Origin of the sequence: Thermosediminibacter oceani DSM 16646, from assembly GCF_000144645.1 — a bacterium.
GTDB lineage: Bacteria > Bacillota > Thermosediminibacteria > Thermosediminibacterales > Thermosediminibacteraceae > Thermosediminibacter > Thermosediminibacter oceani.
The window spans coordinates 1,717,529-1,740,145 of sequence record NC_014377.1 but is presented as its reverse complement, the minus strand read 5'-3'; the positions used below and the strand labels follow the sequence as shown (position 1 = coordinate 1,740,145).

Sequence of the window (22,617 nt, the reverse complement as noted above, 5' to 3'; positions counted from 1 at the left end):
TGTCTCCCGCGGCTCCATTTTTTTACATATTCGTTCCAAAATATTGACATTGCAAAAAACGGTGGTAAAATTATGAAAAATGCACCGAAAGAATGCTTAAAAGAAAATTGAGGTGAGGTCTATTGTGTATCGAGGTTGACCGTGTTTCAAAAAGATATATCCTCCGGAAAATTAAGGGCTGGACGCGCCTGGAGTGGCAGAAAATAGAAGCGTTAAAAGGCGTCTCATTTAAAGTGGAACCCGGGCGGGCTCTGGCGTTAATTGGACCCAACGGTGCGGGTAAATCGACAATGATAAAACTGCTGTGTGGAATTCTCAGTCCGACGCAGGGCAGCATAAAGGTTCTGGGAATGGACCCTTTTAAAGACCGCAGTAGATTGGCGTACCGTATTTCTTCCGTATTCGGGCAGAGGTCCCAATTGTGGTACCACCTGCCTCCCATCGACACCTTCCAGTTGCTAGGCAGGATATACGACATAGACCGAACAGAGCTCAAAAAGCGAATGAAGGAGCTGGTTGAGTTATTCGATCTGAGTTCCTTCCTCTACCAACCGGTGCGCAAGCTTTCTCTGGGACAGCGTATGCGCTGCGAAATTGCAGCAGCGCTCATCCATAATCCCGAGATACTGTTTCTGGACGAACCAACTATCGGCCTGGACGTGGTGGCCAGGTCCATGGTTATAGATGTCTTGAAAGACCTTAACCGAAGTAAAAACGTGACCATAATTCTCACCTCGCACGATACCAGCGACATCGAGCGAATCTGCGAGGACGTCATAGTTCTCAACGAGGGCAGAATCGTGCTGGAGTCGAAAATCAGGGAAATGAGAAAAAACTTTTTCCATTCCAAGATCATTGAAGTGGAATTTTCCGAACCCATTAACGATTTGAACCTGCCCCCGGGGGCAAGGGTAATCGATCAAAACGGGTCTATCGTAAGACTAGAAGTCGATTTAAAAACGTGTGATGTAAACGAAGTGGTGAGCCGGATAGTTACATACAATATGGTTCGCGACATAACCATTCAGGACCCTCCCCTGGAGTCTATAATTCACCACATTTACCTTTCGGGTTATCCGGCGGGGAGGGAGGCGGAGAGAAATGCTCAAGTCGATGGATAAATACATAGCTGCCTCCGCTTTGAGCGCCAAGAATTATCTGGCGTATACTTCCGAGGTGATCTTCCGGTCGGGATTCCTGGTGGTTATCCTGTTTGTATTTGTCAACTTATGGACAGTTACGTACAGCCGATCCGGCGCCGGGGTGATCGCCGGACTTGACCTCAAACAAATGCTGTGGTACCTTGTATTTACCGAGTCGATCGTTATTTCACGGCCTAGGGTGGATCAAAAGGTCGAAGAAGATATTCGGACCGGCACTGTTAGTTATACTCTCGCCCGGCCTTATAACTATCTATTATTTCAACTAAGCGTAAGCTTCGGGGAGCGGACGGTGCGGTTTATATGCACCCTTCTTGTTGGTTACGCCGTAATGACTATTATGATAGGACCTTACATTCCCGGCTTATCCACGCTGCCTTTTCTTATAGTAACAGTGGCCTTGGCGATGCTGGCCGACCTTATCGGAATGATTATCGTAGGATTTCTCGCGTTCTGGGTGGAGGATGTATCTCCCTTTTTCCTGGTGTATTCCAGGCTGCAGATGCTGCTGGGGGGAATGATAATACCCATTACTTTGTTTCCGCCTTTTCTCCGCAAGCTGTCAGAGTGGCTTCCCTTCAGGTTTATGGTGTATGCTCCTGCTAAATTGTTTGTGGATTATGATATTAATCAGGCTCTGATCATAATGGCAGAACAGACTTTCCTCTGCATTTTGCTGTTCCTCATTGGGATGTCGGTATACCGGATGGGGGTGAAACGCCTGGATGTCAACGGTGGGTAAATACTTCAACCTGTTTTTAGGTTATTTATACATTTACGCGAAAGGGCTTCTGGAATACGGGGTCAGCAGTCTGATAGCCCTTTTTGGCTCCCTTTTAAACAGCGCCATCTGGCTGGTTTTCTGGTGGGTGTTTTTCCGCAGATTTCCCAATATTTCCGAATGGCAGTTTGTCCATTTGTTCACCATTTGGGCCGTGCTGAACGTTGCTTTGGCGTTGGTCAGCGTTTTTTACAATGTTTACAAGATCCCGGCGCTTATCAATGAGGGTAAGCTTGAGTACTACCTTGTAAGGCCAAAAAATGCGCTCTTTCACCTTTTAATCGCCAGGATGCAGCTGGTGGATCTGGTGGAAGCTTTCATATGGTTTATCAGTTTTATCATACTGAAACCGGAACTTGCGTCAATTATTCTGTTCTTAATGATGTCGGCGATCTCGGCTGCAATCATCCACGGTTTTCTTCTCATCCTGGGTTCTCTTGGCTTTTTCCTCAAATCCGCAGACGGTATCGGTACGGAATTATACAACGCCCTGATCACCTTCAGCACGTACCCGAACTGGATATTCAGGGGAGCGGCCAAATGGATAATATTCACCGTCATCCCGGCGGGTTTCATCTCTTACGTCCCCGTACAGGTTATTTATAACCGGGCTTACTTTTGGATACTTGGGAGCCTGGGATTTGGGATACTCCTGAACGTTGTCGGATATCTTGTTTTTTCCATGGGCCTTAAGTACTTCGAAACCGGCAATACGTTCGTTATAAGGGCTGATTGAAGAAGTCAGTTAATTTTTTACGAAAGGAGATTCGTTATGCTTAAGGTGAGTCTTATTCAGATGGATTTAGCTCATGGTGACCCGGTGGAAAACCGCCGGAAGTTGGAAGGGCTCTTGCGGGAGGCTTTGAAGCCAAAAGTTAAGCCAGATGTGATAGTGCTGCCGGAAATGTGGAACACCGGTTATGCCCTGGAAAGGCTCTCCGAGATAGCCGACAGGGACGGCAGGCCCACCATAGAATGGCTCAAAAAAGTAGCTGCGGAGAACGGCATAAACATAGTAGCGGGTTCTATAGCCGACATCAGGAGCGAATCGCCCGCGGAGGAACCCCGGGTGTACAACACAGCTTACGTCATCAACAGGAGCGGAGAGGTTGTAGCCCGGTACGACAAGGTCCACAGGTTCAGGCTGATGGGCGAGGAAAAGTATGTAGCACCGGGCGAAAGGGCCGTCACCTTTGACCTGGACGGCGTAACCTGTGGTCTGGCTATATGCTACGACATAAGGTTCCCGGAATTCATTAGGAAAATAGCGCTGCTCGGAGCCAGAATCCTTTTCGTACCGGCTCAGTGGCCGAAACCAAGACAGATGCACTGGAAACTCCTGAACATGGTCAGGGCCATAGAGAATCAATTCTACGTGGTGGGTGTAAACAGAGTGGGAAGCCAGGGCAAAGCCGTCTTTCCGGGTATATCCCTTGTTGTGAACCCGTGGGGTGAAGTGCTGCTAGAAGCTGATGAAAAGGAGGGCATATTTGAAACAACTATTGACCTTTCAGCCGTCGATAAGGTGAGGAGATATATCCCCGTATTTGAAGACCGGCGGCCGGATGTATATTATTAGAAATCGATAAATTTATACAAAGTATAGAACCTTAGCATCCGGGAAATATTCCCGGATTTTTTCTTCGAAAAACTCCTTTAAATCCTTCATTTTTTCTGGCGGATATAGGTACTTGCCGTAGCCGAACTGGCCGAATTTAAAGACCCGTTCCCTTTTATCAAGCGGCACCTTCGTCCTGGGGAACACATCCAGGATGTTTTTCTTTGCCCTGGCGGTGAACCGGTGGGTTATGAGTTCGAATTCCGGCGGATGTTTTACCCGGCTGGCAAGCTCCTTCTTGAGGTTTTCCAGCAATTCTCCGTATTCCTGTTCCCATCCGGGATAGTGGAAGATGGGGCCAATAATGAAACCTAGCGGATATCCAGCCTCCGCGACCTTTGATGCGGCTTCGATCCTTTCTTCCAGAGGCGGGGTCTTGTGCTCGAAATTTTTTATGACGCTAGCAGAATTGATGCTGAACCGGAAGGTAGTCCTGCCGCAGTGCTGGGCATCCAGCAGTGAATCCACATTGGTGAACTTGGTTACGAACCGAAAAAGGCCTTTTTCCTGTTTTGCAAAAAACTCGATGGTCTTTTTGAGAGCACCGGTGTACGGTTCCACCGGGAGCGGATCCGAAGTGGCCGATCCCTCGAAAATGGTAGTCTCCGGCAGTCTTTTTTCAATGTACTTTTCTGCCCGGTCCAGTATCTCGTCTATATTTACGTAAACCCTGATGTAGGGTTTTTTCCCCAGAGTTGTGTTGAGGTAGCAGTACTCGCATTCGCCTATGCAGCTGGTAACAAGAGGAAGCTGGTAGTGGGCGGAAGGCCTGCAGCTTTGGAATTCCGGGCTGCGCCGGATGCCGACGACCAGGGTCCTCTTGGCTTCAAAGTAAGCTTCCTGGGGATTTTTACCGGGTATCCCGGTAACTCTGTTGTGGGACCCGACAAAGTAAATGTCCACCCCCAGCTCCTGCATTTTGAAATATATCTGCCTTCCCAGGGGATAATCCAGGGCATCGCGCTCAAAATAAGCTCTTTTGGGGATAAAGGGGTCCATAATCTTTCACCTCATATTTATTTTTCCCCGGATTCCCCGGAATACGTTGAATTCAGGGATTTCAAATGATAAACTTTATCTTAAAGGCGGGCTAATAGAGGAACTGTGTGGCAATATTATAAGGTATTGAATAACTTTATAACTCGAAAATGGAGAGTGGCTGATAATGAAGGCAAAACTGAAACCCGTTTCCACCAACTGCTACGCATTCACCAACCCCGAATCAAAGGTTGAAATTCATGTTTATCTCAGTCCCGGGCTATTTCAGGATTTCGGGGAGGACGAAGCCATAAACCAGCTTTACAACGCCTCACTCCTGCCGGGGGTTGTAAGCCCGGTTATCGGCATGCCGGACATACATACCGGGTTCGGGCTGCCCATAGGAGGAGTCATGGCTACCGACTACGAAACCGGCGTGGTTTCGGCGGGTGCCGTAGGGATGGACATAAACTGCGGCGTCAGACTTTTGACCACCAGGATTGACGCAGGGGAAATAAACAAGGAAAAGATATCGAAGATCCTGGATGCCATATCATCCCGTGTGCCTTCCGGAGTGGGCAAATCGAGTGCGGTGAAGGCTCTTCGAAAACCGGACCTGGATGCGGTGGCTCAGATCGGGGTCGAGTATTTTGTAAGGGCAGGCTTCGGCAGAAAGGAAGACCTGGAGAGGATCGAGGACCGGGGGTGCATCCCCGGAGGAGATGCCGCAGCGGTGCCCAAGGCGGCGAGGGAAAGGGCTGACCAGCTTGCCACCATAGGCGGCGGCAATCACTTCATAGAAATAGGCAGGGTTGCAAAGGTCTTCGACCAGGAGACCGCGGAAAGATTCGGGCTTTTTAAAGACATGGTATACGTGCTCATACACACCGGCAGCCGGGGCCTGGGGCACCAGATATGCACCGATTATTCCAGGATTATGTGGGAACATTCCGAGAGGAACGGCTCCAAGGCTCCGGTGAAGGGACTTGCGTGCGCACCGGTTTTTTCGGAGGACGGCCAAAACTACTTGAAAGCCATGGCCTGTGCGGCCAACTACGCTTTCTGCAACCGGCAGTTAATAACCCATTTCGTGCGGGAGGCCTTCGTAGAGGTCCTGAAAAAGCCCGAATCCGAGCTGGGACTCGACCTGCTTTACGACGTAGCCCATAACATCGCAAAAAAAGAAAAGCACGGGGGAAGGTGGCTCCTCGTCCACAGGAAGGGCGCTACCAGAGCCCTCCCCGCCGGCCATGGCGATAATCCGCCCTGCTACAGGGATACTGGGCATCCGGCGATAATCCCCGGCAGCATGGGCACGGCCTCGTACGTGCTGGTGGGACTCCCCGAAATACACCGCACTTTTTGCTCGGTAAACCACGGCGCCGGCCGGGTCATGTCCAGGAAGAGGGCAAAGAGCGAATTTACAAGAGAACAGCTCCTGGAACAGACAAAAAACGTGGTTATAGCGGCGAGCAATTTAAAGGCGCTGCTAGATGAGGCGCCGTTGGCCTACAAAGATATCGACGAGGTGGTGTTCACTCTGGTTGATGCCGGCCTCACAAAGCCGGTGGTGAAGCTAAAGCCCATGGGAGTCTTAAAGGGCGAAGGCGACGAATCGTAAAGATTCATCCGTCAAAGTCCAGGGCTTCTTTGAATTCTTCCAGAGTAGTGACCGGACTTTTGCAGGACCCGTTTTTGCACACGTATGCTGCCGTCCTGCCGCCGATTTTGCCGTAGTTTTCATACGCGGGGACTATTTCTTTCAAACGGTCCGCATGGGCCCAAACCGCATATGGGAAGAAATTTTCCGCGAGATAGTTGGTGAACATCTCGGGCCTTTCTCCGGCTATTATGACTTCAGTACCTCCTGTCACTGCATATATAAAGGAGTAGAGGAAGAAAGTGTGGTAAACGGGGTTTTCGCTGATTGTCCTTGCGAAAACCCTGTACTGATTTCGGGCCAGCTCTTCCATGCCGCTGTCGAAGAGCAGTCTCGAGAGCCTGGCAAGGGAAAAAGCGGCCATCGAATTTCCGGAAGGCACCGCGCCGTCGTAGGCATCCTTTGCCCGTGCGGGCAGGTGATCCACATCGCTGCCGGTGAGGTAAAACCCGCCGGCTTCTTTGTCGTAAAAGAGGTCTATCATTTCATCCGCCAGGGACTTTGCTTTTTTAAGGTAGCTGGTTTCGAGGGTATACTCGTAAGCCTCCAGAAGAGCCCATAAAAGATGGCTGTAATCGTCGAAGGTCGCCTTGGCCTTCATAATGCCTTCCCTGTATCCGACGTGGAGGCGCCCATCGGACCCACGGGCGTTTTCCAGAATGAAATTCAAAGCGACCTCGGCTTCTTTCCTGTAGTTTTCGTTCTTCGTAATCCCGTATACCCTGAATAGGGAGGCGATCATTAGGCTGTTGCCCGAAACCAGGATTTTTTCGTCCCTGAAAGGTTTTACCCTTTGTTCCCTGTATTCAAAGAGCTTTTTTCTGGTATCCTCGTCCATTTTACAGGAAAGATCCCTGCCTATAAGGTTCGGGATGTTTTTTCCTTCGAAATTTCCCCTTTCGGTTATATTGTAACTTTCCATGAACTCATCGGCGCGGTCGCCCAATACATGCCTTATCTCCTGCGGCGTCCAGGTGTAGAACCTGCCTTCTTCCCCTTCCGAGTCGGCGTCTTCAGCGGTGTAAAACCCTCCCTCCGGGTTTCTGAGATTCCTTAAGACGTAGTCTATTATTTCCAGAGCAAAGGTCTTGAAAAACTCGTCCCGGGCTATTTTGTAGGCTTCGGCGCAGACAAAAGAGACCAGTGCGTTGTCGTACAGCATTTTCTCGAAATGGGGTACCAGCCATCGCCTGTCGGTGGAATACCGGCACAGGCCGAAGCCTATATGGTCGTATATGCCGCCTTTGTACATGTTTTTCAGGGTATTTTCCACCATTTCGAGGGCTTCGGGGTCCTTCCTGTAGTGATAGTACCCGAGCAGGAAAAGCAGGGTGCCGGGCATCGGAAACTTGGGCGCCCCGAAGAATCCGCCGTATTTCCTGTCGTAAGAGGCCTTCAGTATTTCAAAGGCTTTATCGATCACCCCGGGATCCAGTTCTCCGTGACCGGTGCGCTCCAGTTTTTTAATCGATGACACTATTTCCCTACCTGTGGTGATTAACCTTTCCCTATCTTTTTGCCACAGTTCGTTTATCTTAAAAAGTACAGTTTTGAGTCCCGGCCGGCCGTAGGAGTCCTCCTTTGGTAGATAAGTTGCCGCAAATACCGGGTGCTTATCAGGAGTCATGATAATGGTTAAAGGCCAACCGCCGCTGCCGGTAAGAGCCTGACACACTTCCATGTAAAAATTGTCCACGTCGGGGTGCTCTTCACGGTCTACTTTGATGGAGACGTAGTATCTGTTAAGTATATTCCCAACTTCTTCATCTTCGAAGCTTTCCTTCTCCATGACGTGGCACCAGTGGCAGGTCGAATACCCTATGCTCAAGAAAATCAACTTATTCTCAGTTTTCGCCTTTTCAAACGCCTCCGTTCCCCACGGGTACCAGTCCACGGGGTTGTAAGCGTGCTGAAGCAGATAGGGCGATTTTTCGTTAATCAGCCGGTTGGGTTTCCTTTTACTATCAATTGAATTCAAAATCGATACCCCCTGCAGCAATTTTTTTTTAGTATATACAAAAAACCAATATCCATTTATGGTCATATCTTGCTTTTTTTATTTTCTTGATTTTCATCTTTTAAGGATTAGCGGGCTCCCAGCAATGATTGATAATTTACAATTGACTGTGTTTGCTTAATATCATATAATTTAATTGAATCCAAAACGTTTTGGAAGTGATAAAATGCCTACTATTAAGGATATAGCACTGCTGGCAGGCGTGTCAGTCACCACCGTTTCCAGGGCGCTCAACGGGTATTCGGATGTGAGCGAAGCAACCAGGCAAAAGATAAAGAAGATAGCGGAGGAACTCAATTACACCCCCAACTCTATTGCAAGGGGGCTGGTGATGAAAAAGACGAATACGGTAGGTCTGGTTGTGTCCGAAATAATAAAGCCGGGGGTATACCACCCCTTTTTCCTGGAGGTGCTGTCGGGTATCAAGGCGGCCCTTCATAAGTCGGGTTACGATATCATACTCTTCACCGTAGACCCCGAATCCCAGGGAAAAACTTCCTACGAAAGGCTGTGCAAGGAGCGAAAAGTAGACGGCACCATAGTGCAGGGCTTAAAACTGAGCGACCCTTACATCGAACAGATTAAAAGCACTGATATTCCAACGGTACTGATAGACATACCCATCCTCACCGAAAGGGTAGGGTATGTGAGTTCAGATAACGTTAAGGGGGCTTTCGATGCGGTAAATTACCTGGTGCAGATAGGGCATAGTGAAATCGGCTTTATAAACGGGCATAAAGACGCCGCCGTCAGTATTGAAAGGCTGGAAGGATACAGGAAAGCTCTGGAACACCACGGAATCCCGTATGACGAACGATATGTGGCGTACGGGGATTACACCCAGCAGAGCGGAGCCGAGGCTTTTAAAGAACTGCTTCGGGAGATTCCTCAGATCACTGCTGTCTTTTGCGCCTCAGACCTGATGGCTGTGGGAGCTCTCAAGGCTGCCGGGGAGATGGGAAAAAAGGTACCGGGAGAGATCTCGATAGTGGGATTTGACGACATAGAGCTCGCCACAATAATAACTCCGAACCTCACCACGATAAGGCAGGAGAAGTACAGGATAGGGTATAAGGCCGCCGAACTTCTGCTGTCGATTATAAGGGGAGAAAAACCCAGGCACGTGGTAGTACCCCACAGGCTCGTCGTCCGTCAGTCAACCCGGGCCTTACGTACAGGATGCACGCCAGAGCAGTAAAATACCTAGATAAGCGAGGTTGATAGTTTTGCATAAAGTTATAAAAGAAGACGGAGTTTTTGTTGAAACCTGCGAATCGGGAGACATAGAAGAGTCGACACTGGGCATGTTTTACCAGGATACCCGTTACTTATCGAAGTACGAACTTAAGATAAACGGAAAAAGGCCGGTGTTTTTATCGGCCAGCGCAGAGAAAAATTATTTTAAAGAAGTTTATCTTGCCGATGAAAAAAACGAAGTCCTCATCTCCAGGAAATCCTGCATCTATAAAAATACTTTCAACGAGAGAATTCGGCTTACAAATTACGGTTTAAGGACCTCAGAGCTTTATCTCACGATCGAGCTTGATGCGGATTTCAAGCACATGTTTGAGGTGAGGGGGTTTGCCGGAAGAAAGGGCACGGGCAAGAAACTTGCCCCGGTTGTGGAGCCGAGAAAGATAATCTTAAGATATACCGGTTCTGACAACATCCTCAGGTCAACGGTGATAACGTTCAGCCGGAATATAACCTCTTTCAAAGACGGTAGGCTGGGTTTTTCGGTAGAGCTGGGTCCCAAAGAGAGCTTTGACCTTTGCGTATGCGTCCACGCTGGCGAAATTGATTCACAAGATTTTATATCATCCGACTTCGAGAAAAATTTTAAAGCGATCCGCGAAAGCTACGATTTGTGGTTCGAGCGCTGCACAAAGGTTTTCACTGACAGCAGTCAGTTCAACAACCTTTACAAGAGATCCTTGGCAGACCTGCGGATGCTGCTGAGCGATTTCGGAGAAGGGCCGATGGCCGTGGCCGGTATCCCCTGGTTTGCGGTGCCCTTCGGTAGGGACAGCATCATAACAGGGATCCAGGCACTGCTTGCCAATACCGAAATTGCTCGGGGTACGCTGGGGACCATGGCGAGATACCAGGGGCAAAAGCTAGATCCATGGAGCGACGAAGAGCCCGGCAAGATAATGCACGAGCTCAGGCAGGGAGAGCTGGTGAATACTAAGGAGGTGCCCTTCGGGCCTTACTACGGCACCCTGGACGCCACACCGCTGTTCCTCATCCTGCTTTCGGAATACTACAACTGGACCGGGGATAAAAAATTCTTCATGGAGCTCTTTCCGGCCGCCGAAAAAGCGCTTAAGTGGATGGAGCAATACGGAGATAGGGACGGAGACAGCTTTCTCGAATACATAAGGGAAAAAGAGGGGGGCCTTGTCAATCAGGGATGGAAGGATTCGAAAGATTCGGTGGTCTTCAGCGACGGAAGGCTCGCCGATCCTCCCATAGCACTGGCGGAAATTCAGGGTTATGCCTATGACGCCCTTATGAGGATGGCACGGATTTACGGGGAGCTGGGGAAGAAAGAAAAGGCGAATGGATTATTAAGAAAAGCCGCTCATTTGAAGGAAAGATTTCACCGGGCGTTCTGGATGGAGGATAAAAAGTACTTCGCCGAGGCCCTGGATGGGGAAAAGAGGAAGGTCGATTCCATAACCTCAAACCCCGGGCACTGCCTGTGGTCCGGCATGTTGGAATACGAAAAAGCAGTACTCGTGGCCGATAGGCTTTTGAGCGACGAACTTTTTTCCGGATGGGGAATAAGGACCATGAGCTGCAGAGAAGCCGCCTACAATCCCGCAAGTTATCACAACGGTTCGGTATGGCCCCACGACAATTCCCTTATAGCTCTGGGACTCGCCAGGTACGGCTTCAAGGATCACCTTAAGAAGTTAATAAGCGGGATGATAGCCGCTTCGGAGTACTTCGAGTACTGCAGGCTGCCGGAGCTTTTCTGCGGGTTTAGCAGGGAGGACGGCGGTCCGGTGAGGTACCCGGTGGCGTGTTCACCGCAGGCCTGGGCTGCGGCTACCCCCATAGCTCTGCTCCAGGCGATGCTGGGAATGCGGATTGACGCCGCACAAAAGTGTATAGAGTTAAATCCGGCATTGCCGGAGGATATAAACCATATAGAGATAAGGGATATGTTGATAGGAGGTGAAACCGTTGACTTTGCGGTTCACAGGATAGGGGGTGGCATTAAGCTAGAAATTTTACGGTCAGAAGGTATTAATATCATTATGAAGGAGAGGGGAAGATCATGAAGAGGAAGATCTTCTGTATAGCTATCAGTGCTGGAACCAGGTTATGGCGGGCACATTGCTTCTGACACTGCCGACTATACTGGTTTTCTTGATATTCCAGAAGCAGTTTGTAAAAGGAATATTTACGACTGGACTCAAGTAAAAAAAGTCTATTTGTTACTAAAACTAAAAAAGTTGACAAATATATAGCATTTTGTACACTTTTATAGCACTAGTAATCATTTTCTCTTGTCAAAAAACACGGTAAGTTGTATTATAGAATTGAATAAAACATTTTTTTTGTAATTATTATAGTAATTTTTGTAAGAAGGGGGAATTTGAATGGCGGATAAAAAGCGAATCCTTGTGCTGGGAGGTGGATATGGAGGACTGACGGCAGCTCAAAAGCTGAACAAGCTCCTGGCCAAGAGAGACGACGTGGAGATCTACCTCATAAACAGATCCCCTTATCAGGTTTACCTGACTGAGCTTCACCTGGTTGCCGGCAACAGGGTAAAACCGGAAGGAGTGCTATATTCGCTGGAGAAGGCTCTGGAGGGGACCGGGGTTAGGCTGGTAGTGGATGAAATCCACGATGCCGATTTGAAGACCAGAACACTGAGGGGCAGAAAGGCGGACTACACCTTCGACTACCTTATACTCGCCTGCGGCAGCGAACCGGAGTATTTCGGCATTCCGGGTATGAAAGAACACGCCTTTACGCTCTGGTCGCACGAAGATGCGTTGAGGATTAAGCAGCGAGTAATAGAGATGTTCGAAAAGGCCAGATACGAGGTCGATGAGAAAAGAAGGCGTGAATATCTCACCTTCGTGGTCGGCGGCGGTGGATTTACCGGCATCGAGATGGTGGGAGAGCTGGTGGAGTGGGTTGAAGACCTTTGTAGGGAATACGGCATAGACCGCAGTGAAGTATCACTGATGGTGGTGGAAGCGCTCCCCAAAATCCTTCCCAACCTGTCCGATGAGCTCATCAAAAAGGCGACTTCTTATCTCGAAAAGCATGGCGTGAAAATAATCCTGAATTCTCCCATTGTCAGCGTTGAACCCGACGGCTTTACCCTCAAAACCGGTGAAAAAATAAAAACCCAGACCCTTATATGGACCGGTGGTGTGAGGGGGAACTCATTCGCCGAAAAGCTGGGGCTGGAGACCGGTGGCCGGGGTAGGATAAAGGTCAATGAATACCTTGAGACCAGTCAAAAAGGTATATACGCGATAGGGGACGTAAGCTTCTACGTGAATGAAAAAAATTTCGTCATGCCTGCGCTGGTCGAATCTGCGATGCAGTCCGGCGAGTGTGCGGCTCATAACATAGCCGCCGATATTACCGGTAAGCCCAAGAAAGCGCTCAAACTCAACCTCCACGGGAATATGGTCTCGATAGGTGAAAGGTACTGCGTCGCCGAGGTAATGGGACGTAAACTTACCGGCTTTATAGCTACTTTCATAAAGCATTTGGCCGACATGCACTATCTTTTCGGTGTCGGCGGTTTAGGTTTCGTAAGGGAATATATCGGGCATCAGTTCTTCCGGAAAAACCGTGGGAAATCTTTCATCGTTGAAAATATAGGCGTTAGCACCAGTATGGTATGGTTGGCTATTCTGAGGATTTACCTGGGCTACAGGTGGCTGGTTTCGGGTATGGAAAAGGTACACGCCGGATGGCTGGCGGCAGGAGATAAGCTGGTAGCAGGAGCGTCTACAAGTCCTATAGGGCCGAATACGCCGGAATGGTATGCCAATTTCGTTGAAAAATTCATCTTCCCCAACGCGCTGTTTTTCCAGACGGTAATAACGCTTAGCGAGCTGGCGATAGGTACGTGCCTCATCTTAGGTCTGTTTACATCGCTGGCTTCACTGGGATCGCTCTTCATGCTGATTAATTTCATGATCTCCGGTTCGGGAGACATGTGGTTCTTTATGGTGTCGCTGGCGGTGTGCTTCTCGGGTGCAGGCCATTCCTTCGGACTCGACCGCTGGGTGATCCCCTGGATCTCCAGGCTTGTAAAGAGGATTGTCAGAGGGGGAGGCCGAAAACCGGCGCTACCTGGTTCTATCCACAACGTAGTCGGCTAGGAGCATGAGAGAACTCCTGGCGGGACTGTCTTCAAGAACTAATAGATTTTCTTTTGATTTTTCTACGTAACGCCCGGCTATATGTCGGGCGTATTCTATTCCTCCCGATTCCTTTACAATTTCGATTATGGTGCTGATTGTGCTGTCGTCTATCCGGTGTTTATCCGATAGAAGTTCCCGCAGCTCTAGCGCAGTGGATTGATTGTTCAGAGCGTACAGGAGGGGTAAAGTGATTACCCCTTCTTTTATATCATTTCCCCTGGGTTTTCCGCTCCGGCTTTCGTCTTCAGTTAGATCCAGGATATCGTCCATTACCTGAAAAGCCATTCCCAACAGAATGCCGTATTTTTTTAGAGCAGATATAGTGCGGGGATCAGCTTTCGCTCCCCTTGCTCCCAGTTCGCAGCTAAGGGCGAAGAGGAGGGCGGTTTTTTTCCGGATGCGCCGGGCGTAATCTAAAAAGCTTATAGTGATATCGAAGGCCTCCCTTTTCTGACGCACTTCACCTTCGCATACTCTGTAAAGTACACTGGATACGGACTTTAAAATGTCGAAATCGCCGTGGTCTACGAGTATCTTGAAAGTCCTGGCAAGTACGTAGTCTCCAGCGTAGACCGCCGCGTCCTTTCCGATAGCAGCCTGTACCGTTGAGATGCCCCGCCTAAGGGGGGAATCGTCAACGATGTCATCGTGGATCAATGTGGCCGTATGTACCAGCTCCACAGCTACCGCAAGGGGTTTGATCTTTTCATAGTCGTAATTTCCGAATCTGGCTGAAAGGTACACCAGAGCGGGCCTTATCCTTTTGCCGCCAGCCTTTATAGTCCTTTCTAAAGGTTCCGAGAGAAAAGGTTCATTTGTCTTTATCGATGAGAGAAGTTCTTCCTCAAGGCAGGACATTTCACGGGAGATCTCACGGTAAAAATCGAATCTTGCCATGCGAAACTTCACTCTTTCTATATAAAATTCCGTTACATTATAAAAGAAAGGGCATACATTAGAGTATGCCCTTCGGATTTCCTTTTTCAGGCTATTATTTTGCCAGAGAAAGGGCTTTTGTCATCAAATCCTTGAACTTGGTGGTAGTTCCGGTGGCACCCGTCACCGAATCCACCTGTTCCGGATTCTGCTTTTCTACGAGGGACTTGGACAAAGCCTCAACCGCTTTTGTGGGAGTGGAGCCCGATTTTGCTTCCATATTCTTGGCGTACTCCTGGTCGGTCGATTTGTAATGGCCGTCTTCTTTGTTGACCTCATCGAAGAATACAGACTGAATTTTGCCGTCTTTTACGATTACCGCGGCCATTGCCTTCCAGCCGTGGTCGTCAAAGTCGGCTTCCGATGCCTTGTAAAGGCCGTCCTTTAAGCCGTCTTTGGCTTCAACTGGTGAGCCTTTCAGTGCTTCGGCTACCAGGCTCTTGAATCTGTCAGAAGAGCTCGTGGCGCCAGAAACGGCTTCAACATCTTCGGGTTTCTGCTTTTCTACCAGGGCCTGCTCCAGTTTCGGATAAACATCCAGCGGTGTGGTGCCGGAGTTCTCTTTCATCCTGGAACCGTATTCTGGATCGAAGCTCTTCAGCTTGCCTTCCTGGTTGATTTCATCGTAGAACACGTTTGTTATTTTTCCATCTTTCACAATTACGGTCACAAGACCCTTCCAGCCATGGTCATCGAACTCCTTGTCTTCTGCGTAGTAGGTGCCGTCCTGCAGTGCTCCCTGCTGAGGCTGCTCAGTTTGCTGCTGATTTTGCTGATCCTGCGGCTGCTGTTGCGAGTTTTGGGAACTGCAGCCGGCTACAAGGGTTACGACCAGGAGAAGTGCGATTGTTAGTGACAGTAATTTTTTCATAATAACCCCCCTGTATCGAATAATTTGTTGCTTCTCTTTAATTATATTATACATCAAAAGGCAAAATCCTTCTAAATTTTTTTGTTTCGGGTAATATTTTTTTTTTGAACTTTTTAACCCAAGAGGGCGGCGATTATGAGGGTTAAACCGGTCAGCTGGTATACTTGGACTGTCTTAGCGTTGGCTTCTATAAGCCTCGGAATATCGTCGTAATACCGCCGTGCGACATCAACGGCACGCCTGGCAAGGGGAAAGACGCATAACGGCAAAAGGAAAAATGGGTTGCCCGCAATGAAAGCAAGTATAGCACTCAGAGCAAAGGCCGCCGTAAAAAGTGCGGCAAACACAGAGGTGGCCTTTTTTTTGCCCATCCTTACAACCCAGTTTTTCTTTTGACCCATCATGTCCGCTTCGTAGTCGGGGAACTGGTTGATCCAGAGGACGTTAGCGATGAGAAGTCCCAGAATTAATGAACACAGGACGGCTTCGGTAGAGATTTTATAAGTCTGGACAAGGTAAGTTCCGCACAGCACGAGAGGTCCGAAGGTTAACCCCACAGCGAGTTCGCCGAAGCCCCTGTAGCAGAGTTTTACAGGCGGAAGGCTGTAGAATATGGAAATGGCATAACCGGCGATACCTATCCATAATACCTCGGGTTCTCTTGCAAAGACTACATACAAACCAACGAGGCCCGCCAGAATCATGGTAACAGCGGCGATTACCTTAACTTCCGATAGGGTCAGTATTCCGTCGACTATGACTTTTTTCCCGCCGCTGAAAGGGGTTCTTTTGTCAGGCGTAATGGATGTATCAACGCCGGATTCGAAGTCTACAAATTCGTTTACCGCATTTTTACCTATTTCTATTAGGTATACCCCCACCAGACTCCAAAGGAACCAGTACAGGTTAAACGTTCCCTCGAGACTATAGGCAAGGGCGGCGGCCACAGCCATAGGAACCGTTGAAGCGACCCATATTTTAGGATCGGCCAGCTGCCAGAAGCCACGCCAGAGTCGGATCCGGTTTTCGTTAATCATTGATACCCTCCTCTCCCAGGAAATTGGTTTTTTCGAGTTTAATATTAAACCAGTCCCGGTATCTTGTCAATATTGACAATTTTCAGCGCTTATGATTTCCCGGCCGTTTTTTTCTGGATAAATGTTGCAATCTATAGATGACAGGTATATAATAAAATCAAACAATTAAATAACTGTTCAAATGTTGATAGCATTTTTTCAGTAGAGGGTGGGGAGAAATATATGGGAGCTGAAGAAAAGCTATACAGGGTTAATGAAAAAAAGGTGTACAGAGTCGAAGGCATAACCTGACTCGATTGTGCTGCCAAGTTTGAAAGAAACGTGGCAGCACTGCCCGGTGTTACCAGGGCTGTCTTAAACCCGGCGACGGGTAGGCTCACCGTGGAAGGCAATGTGGACATTGACGCTATCCGGCGGGAAGGCCTTAAAGAAAACTATAAAATATTCCCGGCCGAGGAAAAAGAGGAGCGGGCTCAGGCGGGGACAGGAATTAAGATAAACAAAGAATTGCTCCGGACGGTGGTATCCGCAGCTGCTCTTTTGGCGGCTTATATCGGGAGAAAAGTGGGTGTGATAGCTTACTTTTATGTCCCTCTGTTCCTGCTTGCCATGGTCGCCGGGGGCTGGGAGAATTTCCGGAAGGCCTATTATTCTTTAAGACGACTTAATTTGAATATGAGCGTTCTAATGAGCATAGCTGTCATAGGAGCAGTGGCAATCGGCGAGCTGGAGGAGGGTGCCGTTGTGGCATTCCTGTACTCGGTTTCGGAAATGCTGGAATCCTGGACCATGGAGAGAGCGAGACGGTCGATACGCCTGCTCATGGACATAGCACCCAAAACCGCAAGAATAAAAAAGCCGTGGGGCGAAGTGGATGTCCCCGTAGATGAAATTAATATTGGCGATATAATTGTAATCCGTCCCGGCGAGAAAATAGCCATGGACGGGGTCATACTAAAGGGCGAGTCGGCGATAAACGAGGCTGCTATCACCGGAGAATCGATACCCGCCGAAAAGGGGCCCGGTGACGAGGTTTATGCGGGGACCATTAACACTCACGGCTCGCTGGAAGTAAAAGTTACGAAACTCGTTCAGGATACCACCCTGGCGAAAATTATACACCTGGTTGAGGAGGCCCAGACAAGACGCGCTCCGGTTCAGGCTTTTGTGGACCGGTTTGCAGCTGTATATACACCAATAGTGATTGTGCTCGCCGGCGCCGTAGCACTGGTGCCGCCGCTTTTCCTGGGCCATGAATGGACGCCATGGCTGTACCGCGGCCTCGCTTTGCTGGTGGTATCGTGTCCGTGCGCTCTTGTGGTTTCAACGCCTGTAGCTGTAGTAAGTGCTATAGGTAACGCGGCAAGGAACGGAGTCTTAATAAAAGGCGGAATATACCTTGAAGAAGCTGGTTCTTTAAAGGTTGTCGCTCTTGACAAGACCGGTACTCTTACGAGAGGAAAGCCGGTGGTTACCGATGTAATAGCTGTAGGTAACGAATCTGAAACAGAGGTTCTTCGCAAGGCTGCCAGCGTAGAAAAGCGATCGGAACACCCCCTTGCCGTTGCCATAGTTAAAGCCGCGGAAGCCCGGGGTGTAGAAATGATACCGGCAGAAGATTTTACTGCTTTCACAGGCCGGGGGGCAAGAGGTTCCGTGGACGGAGAGGCGCTATTTGTAGGAAATATGAAGTTTTTTGAGGAACTGGGTGTAGAGGCCGGTGGAATAACGGAGGACGTAAAGCGCCTTCAGGAAGAAGGCAAGACGGCTATGCTGGTGGGGACGGAAAACGGTATTATAGGAATTATTGCCGTTGCCGACGAGATAAGGGAAACGAGCAAAAAGGCTTTGGCCTTACTCAAACGCGCCGGCATCGAGCGGACGATAATGCTTACCGGCGATAATAAAGCCACTGCTAAAGCTGTAGCCGCCCGCGCCGGTGTCGATGAGTTTTTAGCCGAACTGCTGCCTCAGGATAAGGTAAGAGCCCTCGAAGATTTGATAAAAAAATACGGGAAGGTTGCCATGGTGGGGGATGGTATAAATGACGCTCCCGCACTGGCTGCAGCTACCTTAGGAATAGCCATGGGCGGGACCGGTACCGATACGGCCCTTGAGACGGCGGACATAGTGTTAATGACCGACGACCTGACTAAAGTGGCGTTTACGATCCGCCTGAGCAGAGCTGCACTGCAGGTGATACGCCAGAATATAACATTGTCGCTGGTCATTAAAGCCCTGGCGGTGGCGGCCGTTTTCCCGGGGTGGTTGACGCTGTGGCTGGCCATTCTGGCCGATATGGGAGCGACTTTACTGGTGACTCTCAACGGAATCAGGTTGTTGAAAATAAAGAAGTTGGAAGAAAGGACTTAAAATGATAGCGCACCGGCGACTCATTGCACCGGTGCGCTCAATTTTTTCTTTAGGGTTTTCAGCCGGAAGAAATCTTCTCTTTCCTTTTCTTCGAGCATTTCCGATATCATTTTTACGATTGTTTCAAATTTTGGGATCTGTATGTTCTTTAGCGCGTTAGCCCTTTTCTGCGTCTTCTTTATCTCTATGGCGAGCTTGAAAACGGAGTCCTCCACCTCTGCGAGTTCAAAGAACAGGTATTTTACCTCGTAAAATTTCTGGCGGGCTACATCCAGAGCCGCATTTGTATGGTAGAAACTGTAACTTTTTTCCAGATCTTTCTTCTCATACCTGACAATAGGGATTTCCACTCCCATTACGCTGCGGGTAAGTACCGTGAACTCGGCGGTTTCCGGGATCGACCTGGCCACCTCGTAGACCTGGGATATACCCAGGGTGATATTGGCCATCTGGAGTGCCTCGTAAGCCTCGCTAAAAATCTTTCTCACTTTATCCTGAAGTTCTGCGGCCCTGTTCATCAATCCCATCATTTCCCTTATAAGCACGTTTCTCTTTTTGTCCAGGAGTTCATAGCCCTTCCTTGAAAATTCCAGGGCCGCCGCTGCAGCTATCAGGTTAGCCTTTGTAGGAGCTATATTTTCCCTCATAAGTTCACTTCCTAAGGTATTTATTTACAAGAGCCGGGTCGATCCTGGTAATTTCAGATGCGGGCAGCACTTTTAGTAGATCCCACATGATGTCTAGAGTCTGCTCTATGCTTCTGTTTTCGTCGAATTTCTGAGTCAGGAAAACTCTTTCAAATCTGCGACCGAATTCCATATAGCATTTATCGGTTTCGGACAGCTCCTCTTCTCCTATAACCTGAGCCAGGGCTCTGACTTCCTGCACCCTGGAATAAGCGGCAAATATCTGGTTTGCCAGGTCCGGGTGATCCTCCCGGGTGTACTCACTGCCGATACCGTCCTTCATGAGCCTGGAGAGAGACGGGAGCACGTCGATAGGAGGATAAATGCCCAGCTGGTATAGGGCTCTGGAAAGCACTATTTGCCCTTCTGTTATATATCCGGTCAGGTCCGGGATGGGGTGGGTTATGTCGTCGTTTGGCATGGTGAGTATGGGGATCTGGGTTATGCTGCCGCCGGACCCCCTTAGAATTCCCGCTCTCTCGTAAAGGCTGGCCAGGTCCGAGTACATGTATCCGGGATAACCTTTTCGCGACGGTACTTCTTCCCGGGCGGAAGATATCTCCCTCAGGGCATCGCAGTAGCTGGTCATATCGGTCATAATGACCAGCACGTGCATGTCGCACTCAAAGGCCAAATATTCTGCCGCGGTGAGAGCGCACCGGGGGGTTATGATCCTTTCCACTACCGGATCGTCGGCCAGGTTGACGAACATCACTACCCGATCCATTACACCGGCTTCTTCGAAACTCCTCACAAAAAAATCAGCTTCGTCGTGCTTTATCCCCATGGCGGCAAAAACGACCGCAAACTTCCCGGATTCCTCTCCCGATATACCCGCCTGCCGGACTATCTGGGCTGCCAGCTCGTTGTGGGGCAGGCCGTCACCGGAAAATATCGGAAGCTTTTGCCCGCGGATGAGGGTGATAAGCCCGTCGATGGCGGAAATTCCCGTTCTAATAAAATTCCTCGGGTAGAGCCTGGCTACGGGATTTATAGGCCTGCCGTTTACGTCGTACGTATTTTCGGAGTAAATCTCTCCGGCACCGTCAATGGGTTTTGCAATTCCGTTGAAAATCCGGCCCAGGATATCCCTGGAGAGGGTGATTCTCATGGGGCTACCGGTAAAACTGACGCTCACTTTGTCGAGGGATATGCCGGAAGTTCCCTCAAACACCTGGATTATAACCTTACTACCGCTGATTTCCACAACCTTACCCATGCGGGTTCCGCGCCCCGGGATTTCTATTTCTACAATTTCGTCGTAAGCGACTTCTCCGACATCTTCCATTATTACGAGTGGGCCCTCAACCTTTTCCAGCTTCAGATACTTAACCTTCATAAAACACACCTTCTTTGTACATGCTCTCGAGGCTGTCGAAATACTCGTCTATCTGTTTAATGAGCTCATCGAAATTCAGAGTATACTTCATCATAATGACATCATTAAAGATCTTCTCGTTTTTAACCTTGGCAATGGGAATACCTTTTTTAACCGAAGATAAAGCCCTTTCGTAAAGTCTGTCGATAACTTTCAGCATTGTGTACTGCCTGTCAAGGGGCACGTAGGAGTCTTCCTTATGGTAGGCATTCTGCTGTAAATAAGCCATCTTCAGCACCCTGGCTATTTCAAGCACCAGCCTCTGATCGTCGGGAAGTACATCCTCGCCAACCAGTTTGACTATATCCATCAGCTTATTTTCTTCGCGGAGAAGGCCGAGCATCTTCGCCCTGAGTTCGAGTAAGTCGGGAGCTACGTTGTCCGAGAACCAATCCTCCAGCATCTTTACATAGCCGCTGTATGATAAAAGCCAGTTTATAGACGGGAAATGCCGCGCATAGGCCAGCTCTTTGTCCAGAGCCAGAAAAGCCCCCACAACCCTTTTAGTAGCCTGGGTGACGGGCTCCGAAAAATCGCCGCCGGCGGGGGAAACGGCGCCTATAATCGTAATGGACCCTTCGCTGCCGTTGAGATTTTTAAAATAGCCGGCCCGCTCGTAAAACTGGGCCAGCCTTGACGCAAGATATGCAGGGTAACCCTCCTCGGCAGGCATTTCTTCCAGCCTTCCGGCGATCTCTCTCAGAGCCTCCGCCCAGCGCGATGTAGAGTCGGCCATTAATGCTACGTTGTATCCCATATCCCTGAAATATTCAGCTATAGTTATACCGGTATATATTGATGCCTCGCGGGCAGCAACGGGCATGTTTGATGTGTTGGCTATAAGCACTGTCCTGTCCATAAGAGGTTTGCCGGTTCTGGGGTCCTGCAATTTAGGGAAATCCTCCAGCACTTCGGTCATTTCGTTGCCCCGTTCACCGCAACCTATATATACGATAATGTCGGCATCGCTCCACTTGGCCAGCTGGTGTTGGGTTATAGTTTTGCCGGTGCCGAAACCGCCCGGAATGGCGGCGGTTCCTCCCTTTGCCAGGGGGAAAAACGTATCTATAACCCTCTGCCCGGTCACCAGGAGTTTCCCGATAGGCATCCGCTTTGCCACCGGCCTGGGCTCTCTGACAGGCCACTCCTGGCACATTTTGAGCTCAAAGGTCTTTCCTTCGTTTTCAAGGAGGGCCAGGGTGTCGTTTATGGTGTACCTTCCGCTTTCTTTCGCCCATACTACCCGACCGTGTAACCCGGGGGGTACCATTATCCGGTGGACTATCATGGAGGTCTCCTGCACCCGGGCGAATACATCGCCTTCCTTCAGGTGATCCCCTTCGCGGATAAGAATTTCCACATCCCAGAGTTTTTCTTCGTCGAGGGATATGAGTCCTATCCCCGGCGGTATAAAGCCTGATTCTTCTTTGTAAATGTGCGAAAGCGGTCTTTCGATGCCGTCAAATATATTGCCCAAAATGCCCGGCCCAAGCTTCACCGACAGGGGCTTTCCGGTACCGGTTACCGGCTCTCCCGCACGGAGACCGGAAGTCTCTTCGTACACTTGGATCGTGGCCACTTCTTTATCCAGAGATATGACCTCACCGATGAGCTTTTTTTCGCCTACCAGTACCATCTCTCTCATTGTGAAGCCTTTCATACCGGAAGCTCTGACAACGGGTCCGTTGATGTAAATTATTCTCCCTGTCTCCAC

17 protein-coding genes and 1 pseudogene are annotated in these 22,617 nt (G+C 49.4%); 10 read left to right on the top strand and 8 right to left on the bottom strand.

The features are described from left to right. Positions 1-122: 122 nt before the first annotated feature. From TOCE_RS08730 to TOCE_RS08715, 4 genes are read left to right on the top strand one after another with little or no spacing between them, the layout of a single operon-like run. Complete coding sequence (locus tag TOCE_RS08730) at positions 123-1,121, top strand: ABC transporter ATP-binding protein (RefSeq protein WP_013276497.1); 999 nt, start codon at positions 123-125, stop codon at positions 1,119-1,121. Next, complete coding sequence (locus tag TOCE_RS08725) at positions 1,102-1,902, top strand: ABC transporter permease (protein ID WP_013276496.1); 801 nt, start codon at positions 1,102-1,104, stop codon at positions 1,900-1,902. The genes TOCE_RS08730 and TOCE_RS08725 overlap by 20 nt, the downstream gene beginning before the upstream one ends. Then, complete coding sequence (locus tag TOCE_RS08720; RefSeq protein ID WP_013276495.1) at positions 1,886-2,677, top strand: ABC transporter permease; 792 nt, start codon at positions 1,886-1,888, stop codon at positions 2,675-2,677. The genes TOCE_RS08725 and TOCE_RS08720 overlap by 17 nt, the downstream gene beginning before the upstream one ends. A gap of 36 nt (positions 2,678-2,713) precedes the next feature. Next, positions 2,714-3,520: a carbon-nitrogen family hydrolase gene (locus tag TOCE_RS08715; protein ID WP_013276494.1), complete on the top strand. Its 807-nt coding sequence runs from the start codon at positions 2,714-2,716 to the stop codon at positions 3,518-3,520. Positions 3,521-3,532: 12 nt separating this feature from the next. Here the strand turns inward: TOCE_RS08715 and splB are convergent, their stop codons facing one another. Beyond that, positions 3,533-4,558 (bottom strand): spore photoproduct lyase, encoded by a 1,026-nt coding sequence (gene splB / locus TOCE_RS08710; RefSeq protein ID WP_013276493.1) that lies wholly within the window; start codon positions 4,556-4,558, stop codon positions 3,533-3,535. Between the two features lie 166 nt (positions 4,559-4,724). Here splB and TOCE_RS08705 point away from each other — a divergent pair, with 166 nt between their 5' ends. Further along, positions 4,725-6,158: an RtcB family protein gene (locus TOCE_RS08705; protein ID WP_013276492.1), complete on the top strand. Its 1,434-nt coding sequence runs from the start codon at positions 4,725-4,727 to the stop codon at positions 6,156-6,158. Between the two features lie 4 nt (positions 6,159-6,162). Here the strand turns inward: TOCE_RS08705 and TOCE_RS08700 are convergent, their stop codons facing one another. Beyond that, positions 6,163-8,175: a thioredoxin domain-containing protein gene (locus TOCE_RS08700; protein ID WP_013276491.1), complete on the bottom strand. Its 2,013-nt coding sequence runs from the start codon at positions 8,173-8,175 to the stop codon at positions 6,163-6,165. A 205-nt stretch (positions 8,176-8,380) separates the two neighbouring features. Between TOCE_RS08700 and TOCE_RS08695 the strand changes: the two genes are divergently transcribed. From TOCE_RS08695 to TOCE_RS08685, 4 genes and pseudogenes are all read left to right on the top strand, one after another. Beyond that, on the top strand, positions 8,381-9,412 hold the full coding sequence (locus TOCE_RS08695) for a LacI family DNA-binding transcriptional regulator (protein WP_013276490.1): 1,032 nt from the start codon (positions 8,381-8,383) through the stop codon (positions 9,410-9,412). Between the two features lie 28 nt (positions 9,413-9,440). Further along, entirely contained in the window at positions 9,441-11,504 is a 2,064-nt protein-coding gene (locus TOCE_RS08690) for an amylo-alpha-1,6-glucosidase (RefSeq protein WP_013276489.1), read from the top strand. A 22-nt stretch (positions 11,505-11,526) separates the two neighbouring features. Then, positions 11,527-11,646: pseudogene (locus TOCE_RS12940) on the top strand (carbohydrate ABC transporter permease); the annotation flags it as partial. A 179-nt stretch (positions 11,647-11,825) separates the two neighbouring features. Beyond that, entirely contained in the window at positions 11,826-13,580 is a 1,755-nt protein-coding gene (locus tag TOCE_RS08685; protein WP_013276488.1) for an FAD-dependent oxidoreductase, read from the top strand. On the opposite strand, the gene TOCE_RS08680 is transcribed toward TOCE_RS08685, so the two are convergent. From TOCE_RS08680 to TOCE_RS08670, 3 genes are all read right to left on the bottom strand, one after another. After that, positions 13,548-14,519: a polyprenyl synthetase family protein gene (locus TOCE_RS08680; protein WP_013276487.1), complete on the bottom strand. Its 972-nt coding sequence runs from the start codon at positions 14,517-14,519 to the stop codon at positions 13,548-13,550. The genes TOCE_RS08685 and TOCE_RS08680 overlap by 33 nt on opposite strands. 94 nt (positions 14,520-14,613) lie before the next feature. Continuing rightward, on the bottom strand, positions 14,614-15,429 hold the full coding sequence (locus TOCE_RS08675; RefSeq protein ID WP_049817919.1) for an FMN-binding protein: 816 nt from the start codon (positions 15,427-15,429) through the stop codon (positions 14,614-14,616). A gap of 113 nt (positions 15,430-15,542) precedes the next feature. Continuing rightward, positions 15,543-16,466 carry a prenyltransferase gene (locus TOCE_RS08670; RefSeq protein WP_013276485.1) on the bottom strand — a complete coding sequence of 308 codons (924 nt, stop codon included), beginning with the start codon at positions 16,464-16,466 and terminating at the stop codon, positions 15,543-15,545. 222 nt (positions 16,467-16,688) lie between these two features. On the opposite strand from TOCE_RS08670, the gene TOCE_RS08665 reads away from it, so the two are divergent. Then, the gene (locus TOCE_RS08665; RefSeq protein ID WP_013276484.1) at positions 16,689-18,839 is read left to right on the top strand and encodes a heavy metal translocating P-type ATPase; all 2,151 of its coding nucleotides are present in this window, start codon (positions 16,689-16,691) and stop codon (positions 18,837-18,839) included. A 20-nt stretch (positions 18,840-18,859) separates the two neighbouring features. On the opposite strand, the gene TOCE_RS08660 is transcribed toward TOCE_RS08665, so the two are convergent. Genes TOCE_RS08660 through TOCE_RS08650 form a run of 3 tightly spaced genes read right to left on the bottom strand, consistent with a single transcriptional unit; the run spans position 18,860 to position 22,617 of the window. Beyond that, positions 18,860-19,486 carry a V-type ATP synthase subunit D gene (locus TOCE_RS08660; protein WP_013276483.1) on the bottom strand — a complete coding sequence of 209 codons (627 nt, stop codon included), beginning with the start codon at positions 19,484-19,486 and terminating at the stop codon, positions 18,860-18,862. A 4-nt stretch (positions 19,487-19,490) separates the two neighbouring features. Continuing rightward, a complete protein-coding gene (locus tag TOCE_RS08655; protein ID WP_013276482.1) occupies positions 19,491-20,864 on the bottom strand; it encodes a V-type ATP synthase subunit B in 1,374 nt (457 codons plus the stop codon). Further along, a complete protein-coding gene (locus tag TOCE_RS08650) occupies positions 20,854-22,617 on the bottom strand; it encodes a V-type ATP synthase subunit A (RefSeq protein ID WP_013276481.1) in 1,764 nt (587 codons plus the stop codon). The genes TOCE_RS08655 and TOCE_RS08650 overlap by 11 nt, the downstream gene beginning before the upstream one ends.

Coding starts and splice junctions, on each gene's coding strand:
- TOCE_RS08705 (WP_013276492.1), top strand. CDS start 4,725: ATGAAGGCAAAACTGAAACCCGTTTCCACCAACTGCTACGCATTCACC.
- TOCE_RS08685 (WP_013276488.1), top strand. CDS start 11,826: ATGGCGGATAAAAAGCGAATCCTTGTGCTGGGAGGTGGATATGGAGGA.
- TOCE_RS08680 (WP_013276487.1), bottom strand. CDS start 14,519: ATGGCAAGATTCGATTTTTACCGTGAGATCTCCCGTGAAATGTCCTGC.
- TOCE_RS08655 (WP_013276482.1), bottom strand. CDS start 20,864: ATGAAGGTTAAGTATCTGAAGCTGGAAAAGGTTGAGGGCCCACTCGTA.
- TOCE_RS08670 (WP_013276485.1), bottom strand. CDS start 16,466: ATGATTAACGAAAACCGGATCCGACTCTGGCGTGGCTTCTGGCAGCTG.
- TOCE_RS08660 (WP_013276483.1), bottom strand. CDS start 19,486: ATGAGGGAAAATATAGCTCCTACAAAGGCTAACCTGATAGCTGCAGCG.
- splB (WP_013276493.1), bottom strand. CDS start 4,558: ATGGACCCCTTTATCCCCAAAAGAGCTTATTTTGAGCGCGATGCCCTG.
- TOCE_RS08675 (WP_049817919.1), bottom strand. CDS start 15,429: ATGAAAAAATTACTGTCACTAACAATCGCACTTCTCCTGGTCGTAACC.
- TOCE_RS08720 (WP_013276495.1), top strand. CDS start 1,886: ATGTCAACGGTGGGTAAATACTTCAACCTGTTTTTAGGTTATTTATAC.
- TOCE_RS08725 (WP_013276496.1), top strand. CDS start 1,102: ATGCTCAAGTCGATGGATAAATACATAGCTGCCTCCGCTTTGAGCGCC.
- TOCE_RS08695 (WP_013276490.1), top strand. CDS start 8,381: ATGCCTACTATTAAGGATATAGCACTGCTGGCAGGCGTGTCAGTCACC.
- TOCE_RS08715 (WP_013276494.1), top strand. CDS start 2,714: ATGCTTAAGGTGAGTCTTATTCAGATGGATTTAGCTCATGGTGACCCG.